A 24,022-nucleotide genomic window follows, 5' to 3' on the forward strand; every position below is an offset into this window, starting at 1 on the left:
GAGAACCATTAAGCCTTTGGCTTCTTCACGCCGTACTTGGAGCGAGCCTGCTTACGGTCTTTAACACCTGAGCAGTCAAGCGCGCCACGAACGGTGTGGTAACGCACACCTGGCAGGTCTTTTACACGACCGCCACGGATCAGGATCACGGAGTGTTCCTGCAGGTTATGACCTTCACCACCAATGTAGGAGGTAACTTCAAAACCGTTGGTCAAACGCACACGGCAGACTTTACGCAGTGCGGAGTTTGGTTTCTTAGGAGTGGTGGTGTACACACGAGTACAAACGCCACGTTTTTGCGGGCAAGCTTCCAGCGCCGGCACGTTGCTCTTTGCAACTTTGCGGACGCGTGGTTTGCGAACCAGCTGGTTAACTGTTGCCATTAAATAGCTCCTGGATTTGCTTTTGCTTCGTAAACACGTAATAAATCGCCTCGTAGAATTACGAGGAGGCAGAATTTTAGGGCTGAGTCAAAGGGGTGTCAAGAAATAACCAGGTTTTAGCCGATTACCAGACCATTTGTTGCTGATGCCTGATCGTTAGCGTGACAAACCCAGTATAGTCTACTGACTGCACACGGGTCGAAATTTGTCCAGCGAGACCGCGAGCCTGGACATCTTCGTCCAGCACCCAGAGCGTTGCTTCGCTCTCTGACAGTCGCATCAATGCGTGGCTGCCAGCTATAGCGGCCAGCACGCCATCCTGCAACAGCAGCAGGTCATCACCCGCACCCGCCATTAAAAGCAGGCTCTCAAGGTCACAGTGTGCCGGTGAGTGCAGTAACGTATGCAGCATTAACGTCTCTTAAAAAGTAAGAATGCGATCGTAGCTGGCCAGCGTCTGTCGCAGTGCCGGCGCGTCCAGTAGCGTAACATCCAGCAACCGGTCAGCGTCAACCTCTAATCCACGCGCTATCAGCGATGTCCGGCAGAGATAGCAGTGTTCAATCTCATATAGTGCCAGCACGCCAAAGGTCGCGGCATAGTGACGGCTCTTAATCGTCTCAGGTTGCTGGTGCAGATTAAGCTGCAGCACGCCATCACCGATAAAAAACAGGCCGATATCCTCACTGAGCGCGCCCGTGGCCAGCGCGGCATCCAGCCCCTCACGTCCTGCGCTGCTGCCGTGCGGCGCCCGGGTAAAGACAAACGCGACCCGATTCATCAGAACTGCACCATGCGTTCACAGCTCAGCGCCGCTTCCGCCAGCGCGCCCAGCCCGCTCAGGGTAAAGCCCGGCTGCAGGTTACTGCCCGCCAGCTGGAGTCGTGCCGCTTCCTGCTGGTCGCTGACGCCACGACGCAGCGCGGCCGCCACACAAATATTCAGTGCCACACCCTGCTCCTGATGCAATGTCTGCCATGCGCGCACCAGATCAAACTCATCACTGGCGGGCGACGTCAGTTGGTTAGCGTTCAGCACCCCTTCGCGATAGAAGAAAACACTGTCAAGCTGATGGCCTGCCGTCAGCAGTGCGCAGGCAAACAGCCAGGCACTGGTCGCCTGTTGCGTACCGTAAGCCGGGCCGGTGACCAGCAGGGTGTAACGCATTACCGCTCCTGCCCCTGGAAGTCGCCATTTTTAAACTGACGGATATAGAGATAGACGGTGTGTTTGGAAATATTCAGCCGATCGGCCACCTGGTTGATGGCATCCTTGATGTCGAAGATCCCCTTCTCATACAGGTTCAGCACAATCTGACGATTCTTGGCGTTGTTCGATACATTACGGTCAGCACTCACCTCTTCAATGGTGAACTCCAGCGTCTGCATCACCAGATCGTCTACCGAACTGGCGAAGTTGACGTTGGAGTCAACCTGCTGCATCTCGGGCGGCATAAAGGTCGACATGATCTGTGAGAACGGCACATCAAGGTTCATGTTGATGCAGAGCAAGCCAATGACCCGCTGCTGACGGTTACGAATCGCAATCGTGACCGATTTCATCAGCACGCCGCTTTTAGCACGTGTGAAGTAAGCACGGGAGACATTACTGTCCGCACCCTGCATATCATGCAGCATACGCAGGGCTAAATCGGTAATAGGCGAACCGACTTTACGTCCAGTGTGTTCACCATTAGCGATACGCACGGCCGAACACTTAAGATCTTCAAGCGAATGCAGGACAATTTCACAATGCGAACCGATCAACATCGCCAGGCCATCCACGACAGCTTCGTACGATTTCAGAATATCGTAATCACTTTGTTCGAACGGGCGCTGCTCCAGAAGATCGAAGTCGCTCAGTTCACCCGGATTGAATGGATTAGACATTGAAGAGTATCACCCTGAATGGCTGGAGCCTGTCACAGCGGCTTATGGGCAGACTCAATATTGGGATAATTAGGCAGGCATTAGTCTGGCAAATGTCGTCGGCTTATGCCAGAGGTTTGTCGTGAAGCCGAAATGAAACCGCCGCCCGGAGGCGGCGGTCAGCAGATTACTGCGCTTTTTCTGCAGCAGCAGGCGCAGGAGCCTGTGCTTTTTCATCTGCCTTTGGCGCTGGTTTGATATCAAGCAGCTCGACATCAAACACCAGGGTGGAGTTAGCCGGGATGCCCGGAACGCCATTTTTGCCGTAAGCCAGATTTGGTGGGATCACCAGCTTGATCTTGCCGCCTTTCTTCACGTGCTTCAGACCTTCAGTCCAGCCCGGGATGACACCATCCAGACGGAATGAAAGTGGCTCGCCACGGGTATAAGAGTTGTCGAATTCAGTACCGTCAATCAGCGTACCTTTGTAGTTTACCACTACAGTATCGCTGTCTTTAGGTGCGTCGCCGGTACCCTCTTTCTCAACTTTATACAGCAGGCCGCTTTCGGTTTTCTTCACGCCGCTCTCTTTAGCAAATTTGGTTGCGTAAGCTTCGCCCTTTTCAGAGTTCTCTTTCGCATCTTTTTCCATTTTTGCTGAGGCTGCGCCTTTCACGCGGCCTTCAAAGGATTGCAGCGTCTGCTCAATCTCTTCATCAGAGAGTTTGCTCTTGCCACCAAATGCATCCTGAACACCAGCGATCAGCTGCTGCTTATCCAGTTTGATGCCCAGTTTTTCCTGCTCCTTCAGGGAGTTGTCCATGTAGCGACCCAGCGAAGCACCCAGCGCGTAGGCCGACTGCTGGTCTTCATCTTTGAAGGCAGCATTTTTCGGTGCCTGAGGCGCAGACTGTGGCGCGGCGGCTGGTGCAGCCTGTGGCGCCGCAGCGGTATCTGCCGCCATTGCCAGCGGAGCATTCAGCGCAACAGCCATGGTGGTAGCTAACAATGTGACTTTAAACAGTGATTTCATCCATTCTCCAAAACCGAAGCGTCTAACCTCGGGAAACATTGCGGACTTCAGGGTCCACACTATAACTTTACGTGGCAGTGTCGAACACTCCCACAATGTAATTACCCGGTTAACCTCCGACCTTTATAACATCGGGAAGTTTCATCAGAGATGATGCCGCGCTGCCTTTTTTCAAGCGCAACGCCTCCGGGCGTGAAAAAAACAGGTGATTCCTGGCATTCAGATCGTAGAATCACGCCCCGAGTCGCACCTTAACAGAGGAACAGGTCATGCAACAATCTGAGTGGGAACAGCGTCTGGAGACGCTGGAGAGCAAACTGGCCTTTCAGGAGATGACTATCGATCAGCTGAACAGCGCGGTCGTTCAGCACGAGCTGGAGATGAATAAGATGCGTGAGCAGATGCGCATTTTAACCGACAAGCTCAAAGCGAATGCGCCATCGATCGTCGCCTCACAATCTGAAGAGACGCCACCACCGCACTACTGATCGCGGGCTATCTGGCCCCGGCTTACCCGGGCAGAACCAGAATACGCGCCAAAAGAAAGGCCACCCGAGGGTGGCCTTGAAAGGTCTGTTGAGACTTAGTGGCTGCAGCCGCAGCCGCCAGTGCCACAACCGCCTTTACCCTGATCATGGTCGTGGTCGTGATCATGGCCGTGATCGTGGTCATGATGATGGCCATCTGCACCGTGAACATGGCCATGAGCCAGTTCTTCCGGCGTGGCTTCGCGGATAGCAACCACTTCAACGTTGAAGTTCAGGTTCTGACCCGCCAGCATGTGGTTACCATCAACCACGACGTGATCATCTTCCACTTCGGTGATTTCTACCGGTACCGGGCCCTGATCGGTTTCTGCCAGGAAGCGCATGCCAACCTGCAGTTCGTCAACGCCCATGAAGACGTCTTTAGGAACGCGCTGCACCAGGTTATCGTCATACTGACCGTAGGCATCGTTTGCCGGGATATGCACGTCAAACTTGTCGCCGGCAATGTGGTTTTCCAGCGCATTTTCCAGACCAGAAATCAGGGAACCATGACCGTGCAGGTAGTCTAACGGTGCACTCACCGGTGACTCGTCAACTAACACGCCGTCTTCTGTACGTACCTGATAGGCCAGGCTTACCACCAGGTCTTTTGCTACTTTCATGATATCTCCTAACCGTTGAGAGCTGAGATCCCGTCTCATTGGTCTATTCTTTCGTGCAATAACACCAACCAGAAAGGTTCGGGGCTGAGTACAAGAGGGTTTTCACTTTCTCTTGCGACTACAGCGTTAATGGCGACAATTGTAACGGAATTCAATCCCGCTGTAAGTCCAGGCGTAAAAAAAGCTGCGCCATTCCGCTACTCAGGATGAAAAATACCGATAACCTGCTCATTAGTGCGAACCTGATCGCGCGCCTGCTTATCGGCCTCACGCATCTGGTGACCACACTTCACGCACTCCACCACATCGACATTATTTTCACGCCACATTGCCAGCGTGTCCTTCTCCTGGCAGTGCGGGCATGTCGCACCAGCAATAAAACGTTTACGCATTAGCTTCTGCCTGTTTAAAGAGGTTATTCATCATCGTCCCAGCCGTCGATCTGCCGCTTTTCGCGCTGCATTTCGCGCTGGAAGATATCTTCCAGTTCGCGCCGCGCTTCACGGACGCGCGAAGCCTGCGCGCTTTCAGAGAGATTGGGCATCAGCTCGCGCAGCATCCGCATATCAAGATGGCGGAAATACTGCTGGGCGCGGTGCGCCTGATGCGGATGCATCCCCAGCGTCATCAGCGTTTTACGTCCCAGCTCCAGCGCACTGGAGAAGGTCTCACGCGAGAACTGCGTGACGCCCGCCTGAAGCAGTTCATGCGCTTCTACACGGCCCCGGGCGCGCGCCTGAATCTGCAACTGCGGAAAATGCTGCTGGCACAGATGTACAATCGTCATCACATCTTCGGGCTCGTTACAGGTGATCACAATCGCCTGAGCGCTGGCCGCACCGGCTGCCCGCAGCAACTCCAGTTCAGTAGCGTCGCCGTAATAAACCTTATAGCCATATTTCCGCATCAGACTGACTGCACTGATATCGCGCTCAAGCACGGTGATGCGTTTGTTATTCGCCATCAGCAAACGCCCCACCACCTGCCCGAAGCGACCAAAGCCCACCACAATCACCTGCGGCTGATCGTCTTCGACAAAGTGTTTCTCTGCCTCGTCATCCGGCTCATTGAAGCGGCGTGCCAGCAGACGATCGATTCCCTTCATCAGCAGCGGCGTAGTCATCATCGACAGGGTCACCGTCACCAGCAGCATCGGCAGTTGATCGCCAGAGAACAGCTTTGCCGAGGAGGCCGCTGAAAAGAGCACAAAGGCGAACTCGCCCCCCTGACTCAGCACGCCAGCAAACTGCTGCCGCTCAGAGCTGCGCAAGCCATAAATGCGCGCCAGCAGATAGAGCACCAGCGTTTTCACCGCCACCAGCGTCACGACACCCAGCAGGATGGTCACAATATGGGTATAGAGCACACCGAGGTTGAGCGCCATGCCAACCGAAATAAAGAACAGGCCCAGCAGTAAACCTTTAAACGGGTCGATGGCGACTTCCAGCTCATGCCGGTACTCGCTCTCCGCCAGCAGGATCCCGGCAATAAAGGTCCCCAGCGCCATCGACAGACCCAGCGCATCCATAAACAGCGCCGAGCCCAGCACCAGCAGCAGCGAAGCGGCGGTAAAGACTTCGCGCACGCCCGACGCAGCGATGTAACGGAAGATAGGCCGCAGCAGATAGCGTCCGCCTACCAGCATGCCGGCAAACGCCAGTACTTTCATGCCGACCTTCATCCAGTCGATATGACCGCTGTCGGTTCCGGCCAGCAGCGGGATCAGCGCCAGGGCTGGGATCACCGCGATATCCTGAAACAGCAACACCGAAAAGCCCAGTTGCCCCGCTTCGCTGCGATTCATGCCTTTATCCATCATCAGCTGCAGGGCCATGGCGGTCGAGGACATCGCCAGACCAATCCCGCCAATGATCGCCGCCTGCCAGCTAAAGTTGGTCAGCCACAATAAGCCGCCCAGAATCGCCGCTGAGAAGATCACCTGCGCCGCGCCGACGCCAAAAATGGAGCGGCGCAGCGCCCACAGCTTTGCCGGGTTCAGCTCCAGCCCGATAATAAACATCAGGAACACCACGCCGAGCTCAGAGAAGTGCAGAATCTCGTCGACGTCGCTGATAAAGCCTAATCCCCACGGGCCGATAGCGATACCCGCCACCAGATAGCCCAGAACTGCACCAATACCGAGGCGCGCCGCCACCGGTACAATCAATACCGCCGCGACCAGATAAATCACCCCGGCGGTCAGCAGCGTTTGCCCTTCCATCTATACCCCTCCATTCGGCAGCGGTGCCGCCAGCCAGTCGCCATAGGCGCGGGCGTAATTTTTCATTAATTCAGGACTCTGACGACGCGCCCAGTAGACGATCATCGGCGGCATCCAGTGCATACGGCACATCTGCGCGGTCAGCTCAAAAGGACGCATAATGTCATTGAGCGAATAGCGGTTCAGCCCCTGGTGTCTGAAGGCACTTTCCGGTTCTCCGGTGGTGACGACGCTGCGCCAGTACTTTCCTTCCAGCGCATTGCCATCCACGCCATTGGCGAAACCGCGCGACAGAACTCTGTCCAGCCACTCTTTCAGCAGCGCCGGACAGCTATAGGTATAGAGCGGATGCTGAAAAATGATGACATCATGTTCACGCAGCAGCTGTTGTTCATGGTGAATATCGATAAAAAAATCCGGATAGGTTGCGTACAGATCGTGCACGGTAACGTGTTCCAGTGCCTGAGCCGGCTGCAGCAGAATACGATTGGCGATCGAATCCTGTGATTCCGGATGAGCATAAAGCAGCAAAACCCTGGGTGGCTGCGACATCCTTTCCCTCCAAAGCGTCGTCATTGGTGCGGTTTTCCGCTACCATGCACGACGCAGCAAAATCTCATTATGTTGCCAGTAAATTAACATATTCTGACGATACGGCGCTTACATGATTGTCTTCTCAGCCTTACAAATTCGCCGCGGCATCCGCGTCCTGCTCGACAATGCCACCGCCACCATTAATCCCGGCCAGAAGGTCGGGCTGGTGGGTAAAAACGGCTGTGGAAAATCCACGCTGCTGTCGCTGTTAAAAGGTGAAATCACCAGCGATGCCGGTACCGTCACTTTCCCCACTCACTGGGCGCTGGCCTGGGTGAATCAGGAAACCCCCGCGCTGGATAAAGCCGCGCTGGAGTACGTGATTGATGGCGATCGCCAGTTTCGCCAGCTTGAAGCAGAACTGGCGGACGCCAATCTGCGTGACGATGGCAATGCCATCGCGCTGCTGCATGGCAAGCTGGACGCGGTGCAGGCGTGGAGCATCCATGCGCGCGCCTCAAGCCTGCTGCATGGTCTGGGCTTCAGTCAGGAACAGCTGCAACGCCCGGTCAGCGACTTCTCGGGTGGCTGGCGCATGCGCCTCAACCTGGCACAGGCGCTGATTTGCCGTTCCGATCTGCTGCTGCTGGATGAACCGACCAACCACCTCGATCTCGATGCGGTGATCTGGCTGGAGCGCTGGCTGAAGAGTTATGAAGGCACGCTGATCCTGATTTCGCACGATCGTGACTTCCTCGATCCCGTCATCGACAAAATTATTCATATCGAACAGGAGTCGATGTTCGAATATACCGGCAACTACAGCTCCTTTGAGCGGCAGCGCGTCGCCAAACTGGCTCAGCAGCAGTCGCTGTATGAGAGCCAGCAGGAGAAAGTGGCGCACCTGCACAGCTACATTGATCGCTTCCGTGCCCAGGCCACCAAGGCGAAGCAGGCGCAGAGCCGCATCAAGATGCTGGAGCGCATGGAGATGATTGCGCCCGCCCATGTCGATAACCCATTCAGCTTCACTTTCCGCAAGCCGGAGAACCTGCCTAATCCACTGATGAAGATGGAGAAGGTCACTGCGGGTTATGGCGACCGTATTATTCTCGACGCCATCAAGCTCAACCTGGTCCCCGGCTCGCGCATCGGCCTGCTGGGACGTAACGGTGCCGGTAAATCGACCCTGATTAAGCTGCTGGCGGGTGAGCTGGAGGCGATGGACGGCAAGATGGGTCTGGCGAAAGGGATCAAGCTTGGTTACTTCGCTCAGCATCAGCTGGAGTATCTGCGAGCCGATGAGTCACCGCTGCAGCATCTGTCGCGTATTGCGCCTGAGGTGCTGGAACAGCAGCTGCGCGACTATCTGGGGGGCTTCGATTTCCGCGGCGATAAAGTCACTGAAATCACTGAGCGCTTCTCCGGCGGAGAGAAAGCGCGACTGGTGCTGGCGCTGATTGTCTGGCAGCGCCCTAACCTGCTGCTGCTGGATGAACCCACCAACCACCTCGATCTCGATATGCGCCAGGCGCTGACCGAAGCGTTGATCGACTTCGAAGGTGCGCTGGTCGTGGTATCGCACGACCGACATCTGCTGCGCGCGACCACCGACGATCTCTATCTGGTGCATGATGGCAAAGTGGATGTGTTTGAAGGCGATCTCGGAGATTATCAGAAGTGGCTGAGCGATCTGCAGAAGCAGCAGGCGCAACAGGATGCCGCGCCGAAGCAGGATAACGGCAACAGTGCCCAGGCGCGTAAAGACCAGAAGCGTCGTGATGCTGAACTGCGCACCCAGACGCAGCCGCTGCGCAAAGAGATAGAGAAGCTGGAAAAGCAGATGAGCAAATGGCAGAGCCAGCTGGCCGAAGCCGAAGCTCAGCTCTCAGACAGCGCTATCTATGAACAGAGCCGTAAAGCGGACCTGACCACCGCGCTGCAGCGTCAGGCGGAGAGCAAATCTGCGCTGGAAGAGGTGGAGATGGCGTGGCTGGAAGCGCAGGAACAGCTCGAACAGATTATGGCCTCATAAAAAAATCTCCCCGCGAGCGGGGAGATTCTCTTTTAACGGGGTTTATCGCCCAGCACCGTTGCCCGCTGCATAATGCGCCGGGCAGGATAGTAATCAGCATTGGCATAATGCTGCGTGACCCGATTATCCCAGATAGCCAGATCGTCTGGCTGCCAGCGCCAGCGCACCTGAAACTCCGGTTTGGTGGCGTGCGCAAACAGAAAGCCCAGCACCGCATCACTCTCTTTCTCGCTTAAATCGACGATCCGCGTGGTAAAGCCCTCATTCACAAACAGCGCTTTTTTGCCGCTGACCGGATGGGTGCGGATGACCGGATGCTGCACCGGCGGATGTTTTGCTACCGCCTGCTGCCAGCGCTGATGCTCGTCCTCGGTTTTGCGGTACTTATACTCCTGGAATGACTTTTTGAAATCATGCTCGGCATGGAGACCTGCCAGCAACTGTTTAAAGGGTTCAGAGAGCGCTTCGTAAGCCGCAATGCCGCTGGTCCAGAGCGTGTCACCCCCCGACTCCGGTAACACCTTCGAGGCCAGCAAGGCGATCGCTGGCGGCGTATCAATAAAGGTGACATCGGTATGCCAGTTGTCATTATCTGGCGGATTATCCTGATGGGTATCCAGCACGATAATCTCCTCGACGCCTTCCGCATGCGGATAGACCGGATGGATGTGCAGATCGCCAAAGCGGATTGCCAGCGCGCGGTGCTGTTCCGGCGTTATTTTCTGGTCACGCAGAAACAGCACCTGATGACGAAGCAGGCCATGATAAAGCTGCTCAAACTGAGCATCACTCAATGGGCGAGACACATCCAGGTTTGAGACCTGCGCGCCAATGTACGGGCCAAGCGGGGTAAAACTGAGACGTTCGTTCATGATTGTTCTCCACTCCAGGGCGTCAGACGGCGCTGCAACGCGCGGAGCCCGAGTTCTAAGCTAAAAGCAATAAAGGCGATTACCGCGATACCCGCCAGCACCACATCGGTGGCGAGGAATTCTCCTGCTGACTGCACCATAAAACCCAGACCCCGCGTGGCGGCAATCAGCTCAGCGGCCACCAGCGTTGACCAGCCAACCCCCAGACCGATGCGCAGACCGGTGAGGATCTCCGGCAACGCGCCTGGCAGAATCACCCAGCGCAGCAGTTGCCAGCGGTTAGCCCCCAGCGAGCGCGCCGCACGCAGTCGGACCTGCTGCGTGTTACGCACACCGGCCAGGGTGGAAAGCGTCACCGGCGCGAAAATCGCCAGATAGATCAGCAGGATTTTCGAGGTCTCACCAATGCCGAACCAGATCACCATCAATGGCAGATAGGCGAGTGGCGGAATCGGGCGATAGAGTTCAATCAGAGGATCGAGCAACCCGCGAGCGACCGGGCTGAGGCCCATCAGGATCCCTACAGGAATACCGATGGCGGCAGCGGCAGTCAGCGCAATCAGCATTCGTGTCAGGCTGGCGGCCAGATGCTGCCACAGCGTGGCATCCATAAAGCCCTGCGCGCTGGCAATCAGCAACAGCTTGCTTAACACCTGCTGCGGCGACGGCAGGAACAGCGGGGCAATCAGGCCCAGCGCGGTCACGCCCCACCAGAGCAGCAACAGCAGAGAGAGACTCAGCATGCTCAGCGTAAAGGCGGTTGAAAACGGCCAGCGCAAACGACGGCGCACCGGCAGAGACTTGTCATTGATTAGTGCACTCATGCAAACGCCTCCCGCTGATCAAAGACCCGGCTCAGCACATACTCGCGCTGGGCGATAAACTGCGGATCGGATTTGATGCTGCGGCACGACTCCCCTGCGGCAAAGCGCTGACCAAAGCCAGGACGCAGCCGCTCAACGATGCGGCCCGGTCCTGGCGACAGCAGAATCAGTTCGCTGGCCAGGAAAATCGCCTCTTCTATGTCGTGCGTAATCAGCAGAATCTGTTTACCGCTGTCGCGCCACAGCGTCAGCAGCAGGGTTTGCATCTGCTCTCGGGTAAAGGCATCCAGTGCGCCGAAAGGCTCATCCAGCAACAGCAGTTGTGGATCCGTGGCCAGCGCGCGCGCAATGCCCACCCGCTGACGCTGACCGCCGGACAACTGCCAGATGGCGCGCTTTTCCGCACCTTCAAGCCCCACCTGCCTGATTAACCGGCGGGCAATCGCGTCGCGATCCGGGCGCGACATCCCCGCCAGCTGCAAGCCAAAGGCGACGTTATCCAGCACGTTGCGCCACGGCAGTAATCCTTCATGCTGAAACACCACGCCGCGCTCCGCACCAGGCCCGGTCACCGGCTGGTTATCCAGCGTGATGCTGCCCGACTCCACCGGCAGGAAACCGGCAACCAGATTGAGCAGTGTGGTTTTGCCGCAGCCGGAGGGGCCGAGCACCACCAGCAGTTCATGGCTATCCAGCTGCAGATTGATATCCTGCAACACCGGCTGTCCGGCATAACGGGCATTAAGGTGAGCGATGCGCAGCATAGTGCCTCCTTAAGGTTTAACTAATGGCTCGACGAAACGGGAGGTCACATAGCTGCTGTAGTCGTTATCCGCCTGCGGCACCCGGCCCTGTGCTTTCAGAAACTGCGCGGTATCGACGATCGCTTTATTGACCGGTTTGCCCAGTTGCTCAACCTGCTGCTGCGCCGTGAGGTAGGTATTGCCCTTCACCAGACCGGGCACCTGTGCTTCCGGCACACCGCTGAGGCGAGAGAGTTTGCTGAGGTTATCGGACTGCTTCAGCCAGCTGTCGGGGCTATTCAGGTAGGCCTGCTGCGCGTCAAGCGCGCTGCGGGCAAAAGCAGTCACGATCTCCGGATGCTGCTGAGCAAAATCTTTGCGTACCACCCAGACATCCAGCGTCGGCGATCCCCAGCTTCCCACTTCCGCAGAGTCGGTTAACACTTTGCCCTCTTTTTCCAGCTCATTAACCGCCGGTGCCCAGACGTAAGCGCCATCAATGTCGCCACGCTGCCAGGCAGCAATAATCGCTGGCGGCTGCAGATTGACCAGCTGCACCTGTGACGGTTTGATGCCCCAGTGTTTCAGCGCAGCCAGCAGGCTGTAGTGGGTGGTAGAGATGAACGGCACCGCGATGCGTTTGCCAATTAAATCTTTGGGCGTAGTGATGCTCTTCTTCACCACCAGCGCTTCAGAGTTGCCCAGCTGAGAGGCGAGTAAAAAGGCTTCAATCGGCAGCTTCTGCGCCGCCGCGACCGCTAACGGGCTGGAACCGATATTGCCAATCTGGACGTCACCGGACGCCATCGCACGTAATACCCCGGCGCCGCTGTCAAATTTGCGCCAGTCAACGCTGGCCCCGCTCTCTTTCGCAAAGCTGTTGTCAGCCTGCGCCACTTTCGCCGGCTCAGCCGAGGTCTGGTAAGCCACGGTGACATTGACCGCATCAGCCCGAAACGCCAGCAGCGCCAGCGCTGCGGCTAAAAAAGTTAAACGTGTTGCTGCCATGATCACTACCCCACCGTTTTTATAGTGGAGGCAGTGTCTCTGCGCGCTATAGTTTCATAAAGGAATTAAAAATTATCCCTAATAGAAATAAGTTCTTAGATCACTATCTGCAAAACTAAGTCAAAAATCGCAAATGCTGAAAATAGCTAAAGTAAGCAAAAATGTCAGGCGCTCACATTGTCCCTGTGCTATTCATATGCGTTCCCAATTATTGCCTGTTAAGGTTTCTGAATCCGATGTCGATCGAGAAAGTCGCTCAGCTGGCTGGCGTCTCCAAAGCCACGGTATCGCGGGTTCTCAACGCGCATCCCGGCGTGAAGCCCGATACGCGTGAGAAAGTTCTGGCGGCAATCTCTGCCTGCGACTATCAGCCCAACTTACTGGCGCGTCAGCTGCGTACGTCGCAAAGCAACATGCTGCTGGTGCTGATCTCGGATATCACCAATCCCTTCTGTTCACGCGTGGTTCAGGGCATCGAGGCCGAAGCGGAACTGCACGGCTATCACATCCTGCTCTGTAACTCCGCCTCGCAGCTCCAGCGTGAAGCCGCTTATCTCTCCCTGCTGACCGGAAAAGTGGTCGATGGCGTGATTACGATGGATGCGGCCTCCGGTTTACAGGATTTGCAGGCCCTCATCGCCGGTGCGCCGTGGGTGCAGTGCTGCGAATTTGATCCGGATATCCCCGCCTCCTCGGTCAGCATTGATCACCTTGAAGCTGCGCGAGACACCGTCCATTACCTTGCCGGTAAAGGGCGTAAACGCATCGGGCTGATCAATGGCGACATGCGTTACCTTTACTCACATCATCGTGAAAAGGGCTACCGGCAGGCGATTGAGGAGCTGGGGTATGCGTGGTCCGGCGTCTCCTACACTTACGAAATCTCCTGTGAGGCGGGCAGTCAGGGGCTGAGGGAGTTGATGGCGCTGCCGGAACCGCCGGATGCGGTGTTTGCGGTTTCAGATGTGCTGGCGGTAGGCGTGGTGCATGCGGCGCTGGAAGCGGGTCTGCGCGTGCCGGAAGATCTGGCGGTGGTCGGGTTTGATGGCGTGTCGTTTACCCGCAGCCTGAATCCGCCGCTGACGACCATCGAGCAGCCGATGAACCAGCTGGGCGCGCGTAGCGTGCAATTGCTGCTGCAGAAGATCCGCAATCCTAATGCGCCAGTCATCCGCGAGGTGCTGCCCTGGACGCGCGTTGAACGCGCATCCAGCTAATTTAGTGCCAGATTAACAGCACGCAGGCGGCGGTCAGCAGCCCCATGGCGAGGTTAAAAATTTTCCAGGCGCGACGGCTGCGCAGAATGCGGCCGATCATCGCACCAAATCCCATCCAGATAACACCCGATACCAGATTAACCAGAAACATGCCGATGCTTATCGCCATCACTGAATGGCGATATGCGTCACCGGCCAGGCTGAAGCTGGCGACCGCGCCCAGCGCCATCAGCCAGGCCTTGGGATTGATCAACTGCAACAATCCGCCCTGCCAGAAGGGCATCGGCGCATCCGGCGCCTGATCGGTTTCCAGCTTCTCATAACTGGCAGTAGCGATTTTCCATGCCAGCCAGAGCAGATAGAGGCTACCGGCGATTTTCAGCACCAGGTGCAGCGAAGGATAGAGCAGGATCAGCCCGCCGACGCCAAAGGCCACCATCAGCAGCATCACCTGCATTCCGAACATGATTCCAATCATCAGCGGAATGGTGCGCATAAAGCCAAAATTAGCGCCCGAGGCGGTGAGTAACATATTATTAGGCCCGGGCGTAATGGCCGCGACCCAAAGAAATCCCAACATTGATAAGAAAAGACTCAGTTCCATGGCAATCGGGTACTCCTTACCCTGCAAGAAAAAACTTATCGAAGCTAACAGTGTGATATGGAACAGACAAGCTTTTACCACATGAAATTTACCGGACCGGAAAACGAGCACTTCACGCCTCCTGAGAGTCTGCGTAACGCGCACCTGCAGACCCTGCTGCCGCGCCTGCTACGTCGTCGTATCACGGGCGATCCCCACTGGCAACGTCTCGACCTGCCGGATGGCGACTTCGTCGATCTCGCCTGGAGTGAAGATCCGCAGTTCGCGCAGCATAAACCGCGCGTGGTGCTGTTTCATGGGCTGGAGGGCAGTTTTCATAGCCCCTATATTCATGGACTGATGGCGATCTGCCATGCGCGCGGCTGGCTGGCGGTGGTGATGCATTTTCGCGGCTGCAGCGGCGAACCGAATCGGCTCAACCGCATCTATCACTCCGGCGAAACCGAAGATGCCCGCTTTTTTCTGCACTGGCTGCGCACCCGCTGGGGCCGCGTACCCACCGCGGCGGTGGGTTTCTCGCTGGGCGGTAACATGCTGGGCTGCCTGCTGGGCCAGCAGGGCGCAGCCGCTGAGGTAGACGCGGGTGTCATTGTCTCCGCTCCGCTGCTGCTGGAGCCCTGTAGCGTAAAACTGGAACGCGGCTTCTCACGCGTCTATCAATACTATTTGCTGGCGCAGCTCAAGAAAAATGCCCGCCGTAAACTGCACGCCTGGCCGGATACGCTGCCGGTCAATCTGGCGCAGCTGAAAGCGCTACGGCGACTGCGCGACTTTGATGATGCCATTACCGCCCGCGCCCACGGTTTTCTGGATGCGGCCGATTACTATCATCGTGCCAGCGCCATGCCCTGGCTGAAGCACGCAGAGAAACCGCTGCTGATCATTCACGCCAAAGATGATCCTTTTATGAGTGATGAGGTGATCCCGCACAGCAGCCAATTATCTGCCACTATTACTTATCAACTGACACCACACGGCGGCCATGTAGGTTTTGTTGGTGGGACATTACGCCAGCCTGAAATGTGGCTGGAACAGCGTATCCCCCAGTGGATCGCCCCTTTTCTGGATAACTGATCTCGTGATTATTCCCTGGCAACAGGTCTCACCTGAGACCCTTGAAAATCTGATTGAAACCTTTGTGCTGCGCGAAGGCACGGACTATGGCGAGCAGGAACGCAGCCTGATCGACAAGGTGGCCGATGTGCGACGTCAGCTGGAAACGGGTGAAGTGGTGCTGGTGTGGTCGGAACTGCACGAATCGGTCAATATCATGCCGCGCAAAGAATTTCGTGGCTGATGCACCCAACGGCATTTCGTGTTAACAATGCCTATTGCCCGACCTCACAGGGAGCTTTTCTATGTCTGCACGTCATCCCATTATCGCGGTGACTGGTTCCAGCGGCGCAGGGACCACCACCACCAGCGTGGCGTTTCGCAAAATCTTTCAGCAGCTCGATCTTCATGCGGCGGAGCTGGAAGGTGACAGTTTTCACCGCTTTACCCGCCCTGAAATGGATATGGCGATTCGTAAGGCGCGCGATTTAGGACGTCATGTCAGCTACTTCGGCCCGGAAGCCAATGACTTTGGCCTGCTGGAGCAGAGCTTTAAAGAGTATGGTCAGAGCGGACAGGGCCAGTCGCGTAAATATCTGCACACCTACGATGAAGCGGTGCCGTGGAATCAGGTGCCCGGCACCTTTACGCCGTGGCAACCGCTGCCGCAGAACACCGATATTCTCTTCTACGAAGGGCTGCACGGCGGCGTGGTAACGGCGCAGCACAACGTAGCAGAACAGGTTGATCTGCTGGTTGGCGTGGTGCCGATTGTGAACCTGGAGTGGATTCAGAAGCTGGTGCGCGACACCGGCGAGCGCGGCCATTCACGTGAAGCGGTCATGGATTCGGTGGTGCGCTCGATGGAAGATTACATCAACTTCATCACACCACAGTTCTCACGCACTCACCTCAACTTTCAGCGCGTCCCGACGGTCGATACCTCAAACCCGTTCGCTGCCCGCGCTATTCCGTCACTGGATGAGAGCTTTGTGGTGATCCACTTCCAGGCGCTGGAAGATATCGACCTCCCCTACCTGCTGGCGATGCTGCAGGGCTCGTTTATCTCGCACATCAATACGCTAGTGGTGCCTGGCGGCAAAATGGGTCTGGCGATGGAGTTGATCATGGGTCCGCTGGTGAAGCGGCTGATGGAAGGCAAACGAATAGAGTAAGAGGCCAGCAAAAACCGCTCTGAGAGCAGATGTCTTTCATAAAGATGGTAAAACTGGCTTTCCTGCGGCTAAAGACTTACCGCTGAGCAGGCTTCAGGGAGCATACACCTTTCGCAAAGACGCAAAACCGCCATCCCTGGCAGGCTCAGCGCGGGCCATCCCTGGCCCGCGATGCTTTGCTACAGGTATATGCTCCCTTCGCTTCACGTCCGGCAACCGCATCCGGTTTCAGGAAGGTCGCTACAGACAACGCCTGGGCAGAAAGAATCTGGCAGCAATAGATAAGTTCAACACGCTGGGAACCGGGTCAGAAGAGGAAAGCGTCCCGCGCCAGGGACGGCGCGGGCCGAGCGGCCAGGGATTGGCTTAAGCGACTTTCCGATCTGACCCGGTTCCCAGCGCAGGCACAGTCTGACAGCAGAGCACGACAGATTTTGCCCGCGACCTTAAAAGATCCCTGCTAGTACTAAAGTTCGATCACTTCATAGCTATGGGTAATGTTGACGCCTTTACCCAGCATGATGGCCACAGAGCAATATTTTTCAGCAGAAAGATCCACGGCGCGTGAGACCGCTTTATCCTGGAGGGCTTTGCCACTCACGATAAAATGCAGGTTGATGTGCGTAAAGATTCGCGGCGCCTCTTCACGACGTTCTGAGGTCAGTTTTACTTCACAATCAGCCACATCGTTTCGGCCTTTTTGCAGAATTGATACCACGTCAATCGCGCTGCATCCGCCCGCCGCCATCAGCACCATCTCCATTGGGCTGGGCGCTTTATCACCCGAATTTCCATCCATCAGTATCTGATGGCCGGATGAGGATTCTCCGAGGAATGTCAGCCCTTCTACCCATTTCACTCTTGCCTGCATGATTTTTGCTCCGGAATACGCTGTTTTGTCGCCAGAGTACGCTTTCGCCTGGTAAACAGCAATCCAGAGAAATCCGCCCGTAGCTGAAGCGAGACAACAGAAGACAGTCGGCAAAAGCTGTGCTACAAACAGTGCTGAAAATATTTTTCGTCACCCGATGACGAAGCCGGGAAGGATGATGCGCACTGCGCCTGATGCGGCCCGAATAATTTCCTGAAATGGAAACGCTTGAAGCTTTCACCGCCTGACAGGGAAAACTGCCCCCTGTATTTTGGGCACGATTACAACAGAGGATAATAGCGAATGGTTCTCGGCAAACCGCAAACAGACCCTACACTCGAATGGTTCCTGTCCCATTGCCATATTCACAAGTATCCATCCAAAAGTACGCTGATTCACCAAGGTGAAAAAGCAGAAACGCTTTACTACATCGTGAAAGGTTCCGTTGCGGTTCTGATTAAAGATGAAGAAGGCAAAGAGATGATTCTTTCCTACCTGAATCAGGGCGATTTTATTGGTGAACTTGGCCTGTTCGAAGAAGGCCAGGAGCGCAGCGCCTGGGTACGTGCGAAAAGCGCGTGCGAAGTGGCGGAAATTTCTTACAAGAAATTCCGTCAGCTGATCCAGGTTAACCCTGACATCCTGATGCGACTCTCATCGCAGATGGCGCGTCGCCTGCAGGTGACGTCTGAAAAAGTGGGTAACCTCGCTTTCCTCGACGTAACCGGACGCATTGCACAGACCCTGCTCAACCTGGCGAAGCAGCCAGATGCCATGACGCATCCCGACGGCATGCAAATTAAAATCACTCGTCAGGAAATTGGCCAGATTGTTGGTTGTTCACGTGAAACCGTGGGCCGTATTTTGAAGATGCTGGAAGATCAGAACCTGATCTCCGCACACGGCAAAACCATCGTCGTTTACGGCACCCGCTAATTCCTGTCACCCACGGCGTGATGGCAACATCACGCCGTTATTGTTTGTGTTGGGCCGATGTGGCGTCGAATTATTTACCATCCTGAAGTTAACTACGCCTTGCGGCAAACGCTGGTGCTCTGTCTGCCGGTGGCGCTGGGCTGGCTGGCTGGCGACCTGCAAAAAGGTCTGCTGTTCTCATTAGTGCCCGCCTGCTGCAACATCGCCGGTCTGGATACCCCGCATAAACGCTTCTTCAAACGCCTGATTGTTGGCGGCAGCCTGTTTGCCCTCGGCAGCTTTCTGATGCAGTGGCTCACCCTGCATGCTATTCCGCTGCCGCTGATTCTGTTTGCCATGCCCTTATTGCTCGGCGTTACCGGGGAGATCAGCCCGCTGCATGGTCGTCTGCTGCCCGGCACCCTGATTGCCGCCATCTTTACCCTGAGCCTGATTGGCCGCATGCCAATCTATGTTCCCCCGCTGCTCTATATCGGCGGCACGCTATGGTACGGGCTGTTTAACTGGTTCTGGTTCTGGCTGTGGAAAGAGCAGCCAATGCGCGAAAGCCTGAGCCTGATCTACCGCGAGCTGGCTAACTACTGCGACGCAAAATATACCCTGCTGACGCAGCTGACCGATCCGGAAAAGGCGCTGCCGCCGCTGCTGGCTCGCCAGCAGAAAGTGGTCGATCTGATTAACACCTGTTATCAGCAGATGCATATGCTGTCGGCAAGCCGCGATCACAGCCATAAACGGCTGACGCGCGCCTTTCAGGTGGCGCTGGATCTGCAGGAACATATCTCGGTCAGCCTGCATCGGCCGGAAGAGGTGCAGAAGCTGGTCGAACAGAGCCACGCCGAAGCGGTGATCCGCTGGAATGCCAAAACCATCTCGGCCCGGTTGCGGGTGCTGGCGGATAACATTCTCTATCACCAGCTACCCGATCGCTTTGCGATGGATAAACAGCTCGGCGCGCTGGAGAAAATCGCCCATCAGCATCCCGACAATCCGGTGGGTAACTTCTGTCTTTACCACTTCAACCGCATCGCGCGGGTCCTGCGCACCCAGAAACCCCTTTATCAGCGCGATCTGATGGCTGACCGCCAGCGCCGTCTGCCGCTGTTACCGGCGCTGCGCAGTTATCTCTCTTTTCGTTCATCGGCCCTGCGCACTGCCGGCCGCTTTGCGGTAATGCTGATGCTGGGCAGCGCGCTGGCGCTGTTCTTCAACATCCCCAAACCCTACTGGATCCTGATGACCATCATGTTCGTCAGCCAGAACGGCTACAGCGCTACCCGTGTCCGCATTCAGCACCGGGCGCTGGGCACTTTTGCCGGTCTGGTGATCGCGGCCGCCACGCTGCGCATGGCGGTGCCGGAGTCGCTGGTGCTGCTGATCATGCTGGCAATTACTTTTATCAGCTATCGCTTTACCCGCCAGTTCTATGGCTGGTCGATGATTGGCTTTACGGTCACGGCGGTTTACTCGCTGCAATTGCTGTCGCTGAATGGCGCGCAGTTTCTGCTGCCGCGACTCATGGATACGCTGATGGGTTGTCTGATCGCCTTTGGCGGGATGCTGTGGCTGTGGCCGCAGTGGCAGAGCGGCTTACTGCGGCAGAACGCCCATGACGCACTGGAAACCTATCAGGATGCGCTGCGGCTGTTGCTGGGTGACGAACAGTCACCAGAGAAACTGGCTTATCAGCGGGTGAAGGTCAATCAGGCACACAATGCGCTGTTTAACTCACTGAATCAGGCGATGCAGGAACCCGCGTTCAACTCCCGCTATCTGAGTGATATGCGGCTTTGGGTCACGCACAGTCAGTTTATCGTCGAGCATATCAACGCCATGACGATTCTGGCGCGTGAGCACACCATGCTCACTGCCTCGCTGGCTGAGCGTTACCTGCAATCCTGTGAAATCGCGCTGCAGCGGTGTCAGCAGCGGCTGGAATATGATGGTGAAAGCTCACAGGTTAACCTGCTGGATGAGCTGGAGAACATCAGTGAGGGACCGATCACGGTGGTGGAGCAGCATGTGCGGCGCATTCTCGATCATCTGAGCGTGATGTACACCATTTCATCGCTGGCGTGGAACCAGCGGCCGCAACATGGCCGCTGGCTGATCAGACGCTTACGTAAAAACTAAGCTAGCCGTTGAGCACGTTGCCGACGGCCGTGGCGAAGCGGCTCATGCCCTCTTCGATGTCGGCAGGCTCAATGATCAGTGACGGGGCAAAACGCATCACGTCGGTGCCGGCAACCAGCACCATCACGCCTTCTGCGGCCGCGGCATTCAGGATATCGCGTGCTTTACCGGCATGCTGCGGTTTCAGCGCCGCGCCAATCAGCAGACCCTTGCCGCGAATATCGCTGAAGAGATCATACTTCGCATCGATGGCCTGCAGCGCCGTGACAAAGTGCTGACGACGTGTCTCAACGCCTGCCAGCACATCCGGCGTATTGATAATATCGAGCGCGGTTTCAGCGATGGCGCAGGCGAGTGGATTGCCGCCATAGGTGGTGCCATGCACGCCCGGCGTCATGGTCGAGGCGATCTCGTTAGTGGTCAGCATGGCGCTGACCGGGAAACCGCCGCCCAGCGCTTTGGCTGAGGTCAGAATATCGGGCTGGATGCCATAATGCTCATAGGCGAACAGCTTGCCGCTGCGCCCCATGCCGCTCTGCACTTCATCCAGCACCAGCAGCGCCTGATGCTGATCGCAAAGCTCACGCAGTCCCTGCATAAACTCCTGCGTTGCGGGCACGACGCCGCCCTCACCCTGAATCGGTTCAACCACAATGGCGCAGGTATGATCGTCAATCACTGCTTTCACTGCGTTCAGATCATTGAACGGCACATGAACGATATCCGCCGGTTTAGGCCCGAACCCATCAGAATATTTTGGCTGTCCGCCGACCGTGACGGTAAACAGCGTCCGGCCATGAAAGGCGTTATGAAAGGCGATAATCTTACTTTTGAATGGGCTGTGACGTTTGCAGGCGTAGTAGCGCGCCAGCTTAAAGGCGGCCTCGTTGGCTTCGGCCCCGGAGTTAGCGAAGAAGACCCGCTCGGCAAAGGTCGCCTGAATTAACTTACTGGCAAGACGCAGCGCCGGTTCGTTGGTGAAGACGTTGCTGGTGTGCCACAGCGTCTCGCCCTGACTTTTCAGCGTCTCCACCAGCGCAGGATGGCAGTGTCCAAGTGCGGTGACGGCGATACCACCTGAGAAATCGATATACTCTTTGCCCTGCTGATCCCATACACGACTGCCCTTGCCTTTTACCGGCACGAACTGCGCAGGTGCATAAACAGGCAAAATAACGTTATCGAACGTCTCCCGCGTGACCGCAATTTTTTCGGCTGCCATTGATGACCCCATTTAGATGATTGATGTGCAACTTTGAAATAATAATCACAAAATATGCATAAAAAATCACTCAAAGGCAACTTATTGCTCAAGGAAATTGCGCAGCAGCTGATGTCCCTGCTCGCTGAGAATGCTTTCGGGATGGAACTGCACGCCTTCCAGCGCCAGGGTTTTATGGCGGAATCCCATAATTTCGTCAGGCTCGCCGTCACGCACCGTCCAGGCAGTCACCTCGAAGGCATCTGGCAGGGAGTCGCGCTGTACAATCAGCGAATGGTAGCGGGTCACGGTCAGTGGATTATTCAGAGTGCGGAACACGCCCTGTCCGGTGTGCTGAATCGCAGAGGTTTTGCCGTGCATCACCTGACGCGCACGCACGACCTGCGCGCCATACGCCTGCGCAATTGCCTGATGGCCCAGGCAGACGCCCAGCACCGGCAGCTGACCGGCGAAATGCCGGATCGCCGCCAGCGAAATGCCTGACTCCGACGGCGTGCAGGGACCAGGGGAGATCACCAGATGAGTCAGCGGTAACGCCGCCATCTGCTCCAGCGTGATGGCATCATTGCGCACCACCTGAACCTGCGCGCCCAGCTCGCAGAAATATTGATAAAGATTCCAGGTAAAGGAGTCGTAATTGTCGATAAGCAGCAGCATGGCCAGTCCAGAATAATTACCCGCGCCGCTATTCTACGCGGTTAAGCCGCCTCGCTCACCACTTTCGCAAATACCTGCTCCAGCAGAGTCAGGTCTCCGGCCACACCGGCCTGATTCGCCGCTTTCCAGCTTTCAGCGTCAGTCTCTTCCCAGGAGAGCAGATAACCGGCATGCAGCGCCAGCTGTTCAAAGAAAATCCGCTGCGCCCGACCGTTGCCGTGGCGGAAAGGATGCAACATATTGATTTCGCAGTAGTAGTGGGCAACACGCTCAATAAACGCGTCACGTGGCAGGTCAGCAAGGCCCTTCTCCTCCTCCAGCGCGGCCATCAGGGCGTTACCTTCCTTTTCGATATATTCGAAATGACAGAACGGCGTCTCATCGCGCCAGATATCGATAGTGCGCAGTTCACCAGCCCAGCTGTAGACGTCCTGAAACAGCGTACGGTGGATCTGGCGCAGGTAAGGCAGTCCAGGATTACGTGGGCCCAGCTCCAGCGTGGCGGCACGCGCCGCACTAAAACTCAGCTCCGCCTTACGCAGCTGCGCGGCATCGTGAATATCGGGCAGGTTTTTCAGCACATTGTCATGCTGCCACAGGTAGGGATCCTGGCTGACGGCGGTATTAGAGTCCATATTGCCTCCTCAGTGACGCCAGACGTGCGGCCGCATCATCGCTGTTTACGCTGGTTTCATTTGGCGAGAAGCCTTCCAGCCGACAGCTGGCCTGATAGCTGGCGCTACGCCGCTGTCGCCACAGGGTGACCTTCTGTTTTTCGGTGAGTTTGTTCGCCATGCCGCCTCCTGCTCAGGTTTTTGCCCTAAGTATAAGAGCAAATTCTGGCTTTGCCGGATGCGGCAGGCGGTCGCCATCCGCAGATGGCGACGAACGGACTTAAGGCAGGACTTTGGCGGAGAGGATAACTACCGGTTTGGATGGAACATTCTGGTAAGGACCCACATCTTTGGTCGGTACCTGAGAAATTTTTTCAACCACATCCTGACCTTTCACAATCTTACCAAATACGGCATAGCCAAAATCGCGCTGTCCGTGATCGAGGAATGCATTATCCGCGACGTTGAGGAAGAACTGGCTGGTCGCACTGTCTTTATCGGCGGTACGCGCCATGGAAATCGTGCCACGCAGGTTACGCAGGCCGTTATCCGCTTCATTCTTGATCGGCGCGTTAGTCTGCTTCTGCTGCATGTCCGTAGTGAAGCCCCCACCCTGCACCATAAAGCCCGGGATCACGCGGTGAAAAATGGTGTTGTTGTAAAAACCGTTGTTGACGTAATCAACGAAGTTTTTCACAGAAACCGGCGCTTTCTGGTTATTCAGTTCGAGTTCGATATTGCCGGCGGAGGTGGTGAGCAGAACGTGGGTGTCACCTTTTGCAGCCAGCGCCTGGGCGGAAACGGAAGAGAGCGCTAACAGGGTGATGGCCGCTGTTAAAGTACGTTTAAACATGAAAGATTCCTTACCT

29 protein-coding genes are annotated in these 24,022 nt (G+C 56.3%); 8 read left to right on the forward strand and 21 right to left on the reverse strand.

The window, feature by feature from the left end; all coding sequences use genetic code 11:
• Positions 1-8 precede the first annotated feature (8 nt).
• From rpsL to fkpA, 6 genes are all read right to left on the reverse strand, one after another.
• Positions 9-383 (reverse strand): 30S ribosomal protein S12, encoded by a 375-nt coding sequence (gene rpsL / locus ACK13D_RS16215; RefSeq protein ID WP_003852912.1) that lies wholly within the window; start codon positions 381-383, stop codon positions 9-11.
• A 124-nt stretch (positions 384-507) separates the two neighbouring features.
• Complete coding sequence (tusB, locus tag ACK13D_RS16220) at positions 508-795, reverse strand: sulfurtransferase complex subunit TusB (RefSeq protein WP_033768100.1); 288 nt, start codon at positions 793-795, stop codon at positions 508-510.
• A gap of 9 nt (positions 796-804) precedes the next feature.
• Positions 805-1,164: a sulfurtransferase complex subunit TusC gene (gene tusC, locus ACK13D_RS16225; protein WP_010253027.1), complete on the reverse strand. Its 360-nt coding sequence runs from the start codon at positions 1,162-1,164 to the stop codon at positions 805-807.
• Positions 1,164-1,550 (reverse strand): sulfurtransferase complex subunit TusD, encoded by a 387-nt coding sequence (gene tusD, locus ACK13D_RS16230; RefSeq protein ID WP_010671584.1) that lies wholly within the window; start codon positions 1,548-1,550, stop codon positions 1,164-1,166. Before tusD ends, tusC begins: the two co-directional genes overlap by 1 nt.
• Positions 1,550-2,272: a helix-turn-helix transcriptional regulator gene (locus ACK13D_RS16235; protein WP_111534719.1), complete on the reverse strand. Its 723-nt coding sequence runs from the start codon at positions 2,270-2,272 to the stop codon at positions 1,550-1,552. The genes tusD and ACK13D_RS16235 overlap by 1 nt, the downstream gene beginning before the upstream one ends.
• Positions 2,273-2,438: 166 nt before the next feature.
• Positions 2,439-3,284, reverse strand: a complete 846-nt coding sequence (gene fkpA / locus ACK13D_RS16240; RefSeq protein WP_010253030.1) for an FKBP-type peptidyl-prolyl cis-trans isomerase — start codon at positions 3,282-3,284, stop codon at positions 2,439-2,441.
• A gap of 269 nt (positions 3,285-3,553) precedes the next feature.
• On the opposite strand from fkpA, the gene ACK13D_RS16245 reads away from it, so the two are divergent.
• Positions 3,554-3,772 (forward strand): SlyX family protein, encoded by a 219-nt coding sequence (locus ACK13D_RS16245; RefSeq protein ID WP_010253031.1) that lies wholly within the window; start codon positions 3,554-3,556, stop codon positions 3,770-3,772.
• Positions 3,773-3,867: 95 nt separating this feature from the next.
• Here ACK13D_RS16245 and slyD read toward each other — a convergent pair whose 3' ends face one another.
• From slyD to kefG, 4 genes are all read right to left on the reverse strand, one after another.
• Positions 3,868-4,434, reverse strand: a complete 567-nt coding sequence (slyD, locus tag ACK13D_RS16250; protein WP_010671583.1) for a peptidylprolyl isomerase — start codon at positions 4,432-4,434, stop codon at positions 3,868-3,870.
• Positions 4,435-4,631: 197 nt separating this feature from the next.
• Positions 4,632-4,826 carry a YheV family putative zinc ribbon protein gene (locus ACK13D_RS16255; protein ID WP_010253033.1) on the reverse strand — a complete coding sequence of 65 codons (195 nt, stop codon included), beginning with the start codon at positions 4,824-4,826 and terminating at the stop codon, positions 4,632-4,634.
• Positions 4,827-4,849: 23 nt separating this feature from the next.
• Positions 4,850-6,655, reverse strand: a complete 1,806-nt coding sequence (gene kefB, locus ACK13D_RS16260; protein ID WP_010253035.1) for a glutathione-regulated potassium-efflux system protein KefB — start codon at positions 6,653-6,655, stop codon at positions 4,850-4,852.
• A complete protein-coding gene (gene kefG / locus ACK13D_RS16265; RefSeq protein WP_010253037.1) occupies positions 6,656-7,207 on the reverse strand; it encodes a glutathione-regulated potassium-efflux system ancillary protein KefG in 552 nt (183 codons plus the stop codon).
• Between the two features lie 112 nt (positions 7,208-7,319).
• Between kefG and ACK13D_RS16270 the strand changes: the two genes are divergently transcribed.
• Complete coding sequence (locus ACK13D_RS16270; RefSeq protein ID WP_418796865.1) at positions 7,320-9,224, forward strand: ABC transporter ATP-binding protein; 1,905 nt, start codon at positions 7,320-7,322, stop codon at positions 9,222-9,224.
• A 32-nt stretch (positions 9,225-9,256) separates the two neighbouring features.
• Here ACK13D_RS16270 and tauD read toward each other — a convergent pair whose 3' ends face one another.
• Genes tauD through tauA form a run of 4 tightly spaced genes read right to left on the reverse strand, consistent with a single transcriptional unit; the run spans position 9,257 to position 12,671 of the window.
• Positions 9,257-10,096, reverse strand: coding sequence for a taurine dioxygenase (tauD, locus tag ACK13D_RS16275; RefSeq protein WP_033785674.1), 840 nt, complete (start codon positions 10,094-10,096; stop codon positions 9,257-9,259).
• On the reverse strand, positions 10,093-10,920 hold the full coding sequence (gene tauC / locus ACK13D_RS16280; protein ID WP_010253046.1) for a taurine ABC transporter permease TauC: 828 nt from the start codon (positions 10,918-10,920) through the stop codon (positions 10,093-10,095). Before tauC ends, tauD begins: the two co-directional genes overlap by 4 nt.
• Positions 10,917-11,684, reverse strand: a complete 768-nt coding sequence (tauB, locus tag ACK13D_RS16285; RefSeq protein ID WP_010671580.1) for a taurine ABC transporter ATP-binding subunit — start codon at positions 11,682-11,684, stop codon at positions 10,917-10,919. Before tauB ends, tauC begins: the two co-directional genes overlap by 4 nt.
• A 9-nt stretch (positions 11,685-11,693) precedes the next feature.
• Positions 11,694-12,671: a taurine ABC transporter substrate-binding protein gene (tauA, locus tag ACK13D_RS16290; protein ID WP_080694248.1), complete on the reverse strand. Its 978-nt coding sequence runs from the start codon at positions 12,669-12,671 to the stop codon at positions 11,694-11,696.
• Positions 12,672-12,907: 236 nt separating this feature from the next.
• On the opposite strand from tauA, the gene ACK13D_RS16295 reads away from it, so the two are divergent.
• Positions 12,908-13,888, forward strand: a complete 981-nt coding sequence (locus tag ACK13D_RS16295; protein WP_010253055.1) for a LacI family DNA-binding transcriptional regulator — start codon at positions 12,908-12,910, stop codon at positions 13,886-13,888.
• A gap of 1 nt (position 13,889) precedes the next feature.
• Here ACK13D_RS16295 and ACK13D_RS16300 read toward each other — a convergent pair whose 3' ends face one another.
• Entirely contained in the window at positions 13,890-14,492 is a 603-nt protein-coding gene (locus tag ACK13D_RS16300) for a LysE family translocator (RefSeq protein ID WP_418796868.1), read from the reverse strand.
• Between the two features lie 57 nt (positions 14,493-14,549).
• Between ACK13D_RS16300 and ACK13D_RS16305 the strand changes: the two genes are divergently transcribed.
• The 3 genes from ACK13D_RS16305 (at position 14,550) to ACK13D_RS16315 (ending at position 16,720) form a co-directional block, all read left to right on the forward strand.
• A complete protein-coding gene (locus ACK13D_RS16305) occupies positions 14,550-15,566 on the forward strand; it encodes a hydrolase (RefSeq protein WP_033772981.1) in 1,017 nt (338 codons plus the stop codon).
• 4 nt (positions 15,567-15,570) lie between these two features.
• On the forward strand, positions 15,571-15,789 hold the full coding sequence (locus ACK13D_RS16310; protein WP_010253066.1) for a YheU family protein: 219 nt from the start codon (positions 15,571-15,573) through the stop codon (positions 15,787-15,789).
• 61 nt (positions 15,790-15,850) lie between these two features.
• Entirely contained in the window at positions 15,851-16,720 is an 870-nt protein-coding gene (locus ACK13D_RS16315; RefSeq protein ID WP_010253068.1) for a phosphoribulokinase, read from the forward strand.
• Between the two features lie 466 nt (positions 16,721-17,186).
• Here the strand turns inward: ACK13D_RS16315 and ACK13D_RS16320 are convergent, their stop codons facing one another.
• Positions 17,187-17,591, reverse strand: a complete 405-nt coding sequence (locus tag ACK13D_RS16320) for an OsmC family protein (protein WP_010253071.1) — start codon at positions 17,589-17,591, stop codon at positions 17,187-17,189.
• Positions 17,592-17,894: 303 nt separating this feature from the next.
• Between ACK13D_RS16320 and crp the strand changes: the two genes are divergently transcribed.
• Positions 17,895-18,527, forward strand: a complete 633-nt coding sequence (crp, locus tag ACK13D_RS16325; protein ID WP_003852956.1) for a cAMP-activated global transcriptional regulator CRP — start codon at positions 17,895-17,897, stop codon at positions 18,525-18,527.
• 57 nt (positions 18,528-18,584) lie between these two features.
• A complete protein-coding gene (locus ACK13D_RS16330; RefSeq protein ID WP_010253083.1) occupies positions 18,585-20,660 on the forward strand; it encodes a YccS/YhfK family putative transporter in 2,076 nt (691 codons plus the stop codon).
• 1 nt (position 20,661) lies between these two features.
• Here ACK13D_RS16330 and argD read toward each other — a convergent pair whose 3' ends face one another.
• The 5 genes from argD to ppiA all read right to left on the reverse strand — a co-directional run bounded on the left by argD (position 20,662) and on the right by ppiA (position 24,006).
• The gene (gene argD, locus ACK13D_RS16335; RefSeq protein ID WP_320503702.1) at positions 20,662-21,882 is read right to left on the reverse strand and encodes a bifunctional acetylornithine/succinyldiaminopimelate transaminase; all 1,221 of its coding nucleotides are present in this window, start codon (positions 21,880-21,882) and stop codon (positions 20,662-20,664) included.
• 81 nt (positions 21,883-21,963) lie between these two features.
• The gene (locus tag ACK13D_RS16340) at positions 21,964-22,539 is read right to left on the reverse strand and encodes an aminodeoxychorismate/anthranilate synthase component II (protein WP_033758980.1); all 576 of its coding nucleotides are present in this window, start codon (positions 22,537-22,539) and stop codon (positions 21,964-21,966) included.
• A 41-nt stretch (positions 22,540-22,580) separates the two neighbouring features.
• On the reverse strand, positions 22,581-23,174 hold the full coding sequence (locus ACK13D_RS16345) for a putative adenosine monophosphate-protein transferase Fic (RefSeq protein WP_022624052.1): 594 nt from the start codon (positions 23,172-23,174) through the stop codon (positions 22,581-22,583).
• The gene (locus tag ACK13D_RS16350) at positions 23,164-23,334 is read right to left on the reverse strand and encodes a YhfG family protein (protein WP_010253095.1); all 171 of its coding nucleotides are present in this window, start codon (positions 23,332-23,334) and stop codon (positions 23,164-23,166) included. The genes ACK13D_RS16345 and ACK13D_RS16350 overlap by 11 nt, the downstream gene beginning before the upstream one ends.
• 99 nt (positions 23,335-23,433) lie before the next feature.
• The gene (gene ppiA, locus ACK13D_RS16355) at positions 23,434-24,006 is read right to left on the reverse strand and encodes a peptidylprolyl isomerase A (protein WP_003852970.1); all 573 of its coding nucleotides are present in this window, start codon (positions 24,004-24,006) and stop codon (positions 23,434-23,436) included.
• Between the last annotated feature and the right edge of the window lie 16 nt (positions 24,007-24,022).

It is taken from the genome of Pantoea sp. K16, from assembly GCF_048452805.1.
Lineage (GTDB): Bacteria > Pseudomonadota > Gammaproteobacteria > Enterobacterales > Enterobacteriaceae > Pantoea > Pantoea agglomerans.